Raw genomic sequence first — 2,768 nt, 5'->3', positions numbered from 1 at the left:
ATAGTATCAATCTGAGTATTAGGATTGATAGTTGCCAGAGCTTGCTTGGCAGATTCGACCTTTAAGCAACCCACGGTACTGTCGTTATGCAGTACCTGGCGCTGAAGGTTAGATACCTCGACCTTGTCGTCATCGATCAAAGTCAGCTTCCCGACACCGGCGGCGGCCAGGTATTGGGTAGAGGCACAGCCGAGGCCGCCAGTACCAAGGATCAACATCGAGGAAGCTTTTAAAGCTTCCTGACCGTCAAAATCAAACTGCTTGAGAATGATTTGACGGTTGTAACGCAGCATTTCTGCATCGGTTAGTTCTACCACCGTGTTTTCCTGTCCGGTAAAGGTTAATACATAGTGTGGTTGAATAGCTCGATTGTTACCTCTTCGCCAGGCATTACTCGGCCGCGATCCTGCTCGAGGACAACAAAACAGTTTGCCTGATGCATCGAACTAAAGGCTCCTGATCCCTGGTTGCCTGTTGTGGCAACTTCAATCTGGCCTTCTGGGCTGATTTGATAAATACCACGCTGGAAATCAGTTCGGCCTGGGCGTTTTTTGAATACTGTTGTCGCTTTGGCTTTCAAACGCTGTGGTGGCTGATACTGGCTATGGCCAGCAAGCTTGGCGATCATCGGCTGGACTAGCTGATAGAGCGTCAGCATAGCTGATACAGGGTTACCCGGCAGACCGCAGAACCAAGTGTCCTTAATAGTGCCGAAGGCGAAAGGTTTACCCGGTTTCATGGCAATTTTCCAGAAACCAATTTCACCTTGCTCGTCGAGGATATCTTTGGTGTAGTCGGCTTCACCTACACTTACGCCACCAGAAGTAACCAGTACATCGGCTTTGGTTGCTTCATCAAAGGCTTCGCGCAGTTTTTCAGGGTTATCCGGGATGATGCCAAGATCAATCACATCACAGCCAAACTTTTCTAGTAGTGCACGGATACCATAGCGGTTGCTGTCATAGATCTGACCGGCTTCAAGCGGCTCACCGACAGAACGCAATTCGTCACCTGTTGAAAAGAACGCCACGCTAGGGCGGCGGTAAACACTGACAGTAGCAATGCCCAGTGAAGCCAGCAATGGCATTTCGCGAGCTGTTACGCGATTACCGTTGGCCACAACCACATCACCTAAACGGACGTCATCACCGATAGGGCGGACGTTATCGTTAGCTGGTGGCTTAATCAGAAATCGAATGGAGTCGCCGTCAACTTCGGTTTCTTCCTGCATGATAACCGTGTCGGCACCTTCCGGCATCTGGGCACCCGTCATGATGCGGATGCATTGCCCTTCGCCGCAAACACCTTCAAACGGGATACCGGCAAAGGATTTACCCGCCATCGTCAAAGTGTCAGTGTTTTCGAGGTCAGCGCTGCGTAGCGCATAGCCGTCCATTGCCGAGTTAGCAAAAGGCGGTACGTTGATTGGAGAGAGAATATCTTCGGCGATCACCTGTCCCATCGCTTCAGACAACGAAACAGTTTGTACTGTTTCCAGTGGCTTAACTTCTGCCAAAATCTTGGTCAGAGCTGTTTCTATAGGCATCAAGCCTGGCGCGTCACAACATCCCATAAGTGGTATCCGTTATAAGTCATTAGCTTATTATGATTTGCATAAGGAATTATTATGACAAAAAAAACGGTTCATCACTAATACCTTAGTAAATTCGTAGTGTATTTTGTGTCATTTACAGGTATCCTGCGGGCTGAATTATCGCTGGCAGTTGATTTCGGGCATTTAAACAGCATTACGCCCAGGCCGGTTGGAGGGAAAGAATGACAGCATTAAGTGAATCTGCATTGAAGGTGCGTCAGGCACTGGTAGAGCGCGGACTTGAAACACCTATGACTGACAAGGTGGTAAGTCGCGAGGAGAAGAAAGAGCGAATTGAGTATCACATGCGTGAGATCCTGGAGTTGCTTTCGTTAGACTTATCAGATGACAGCCTGATGGAAACACCTCATCGCATCGCCAAGATGTATGTGGACGAAGTGTTCTCTGGGCTGGATTATGCCAATTTCCCTAAAATCACTGTTATCGAAAACAAGATGAACTGTGATGAGATGGTTCGAGTCAAAGATATTACGCTGACCAGTACCTGCGAGCACCATCTGGTAACTATCGACGGCAAGGCGACAGTGGCCTATATTCCTCGTGGAAAAATTATTGGTCTGTCGAAGATCAATCGTATAGTCCGCTTCTTTGCCCAGCGTCCGCAGGTACAGGAGCGCATGACCCAGCAGATTCTGGTTGCCCTGCAAACATTGCTGGAAAGTGATGATGTAGCAATTACCATGGACGCGACGCACTATTGCGTGAAAGCTCGCGGTGTCATGGACGCAACCAGTTCGACCACTACGACCGCGCTAGGTGGTATTTTTAAGCGCAACCCAGCGACCCGTGCGGAATTTCTGAACGGTCTTCGTTAGAGTTAGACATGATCGTCTAGCATGAATTTACTAAATGCCAGTTGGGTTACCAGCTGGCTTTTTTGTCTCCGAGCCTTGTTTATATATGGATTTGATTAAGCTTTCCCGAATCAGTATGAAACACCTGGTCACGCTGCATGTGATGCTGGATACGCTGAGCGTAACAGTAAGTGCAGAGCGCCTGTGCCTGAGCCCCTCGTCTGTGAGCAAAACCTTGGCACAGCTCCGGGAAAGCCTCAACGACGAGCTGTTTTATCGCCATGGTAACCAGCTTGTAGCCACGCCGCTGGCCCGTCGGTTAGGGCCAACAGTCCACCAGATGATTAACGAGATGAATC

4 protein-coding genes are annotated in these 2,768 nt (G+C 49.2%); 2 read left to right on the top strand and 2 right to left on the bottom strand.

What is annotated here, in order from left to right:
• Nucleotides 1-317: ThiF family adenylyltransferase (locus MHN01_RS23480; RefSeq protein ID WP_239413770.1), on the bottom strand; the 317-nt coding region annotated here is incomplete at its 3' end.
• 23 nt (nucleotides 318-340) lie between these two features.
• Nucleotides 341-1,573, bottom strand: a complete 1,233-nt coding sequence (gene moeA / locus MHN01_RS23475; protein ID WP_239413769.1) for a molybdopterin molybdotransferase MoeA — start codon at nucleotides 1,571-1,573, stop codon at nucleotides 341-343.
• 203 nt (nucleotides 1,574-1,776) lie between these two features.
• Here moeA and folE point away from each other — a divergent pair, with 203 nt between their 5' ends.
• Entirely contained in the window at nucleotides 1,777-2,430 is a 654-nt protein-coding gene (gene folE, locus MHN01_RS23470; RefSeq protein ID WP_239413768.1) for a GTP cyclohydrolase I FolE, read from the top strand.
• A gap of 85 nt (nucleotides 2,431-2,515) precedes the next feature.
• A partial coding sequence (locus MHN01_RS23465; protein ID WP_239413771.1) for a LysR family transcriptional regulator occupies nucleotides 2,516-2,768 on the top strand: 253 nt, incomplete at its 3' end.

This window comes from Photobacterium sp. OFAV2-7, from assembly GCF_022347985.1.
GTDB lineage: Bacteria > Pseudomonadota > Gammaproteobacteria > Enterobacterales > Vibrionaceae > Photobacterium.
The sequence above is the reverse complement of the archived record's forward strand: the minus strand, read 5'-3'. Positions and strand labels throughout refer to the sequence as shown.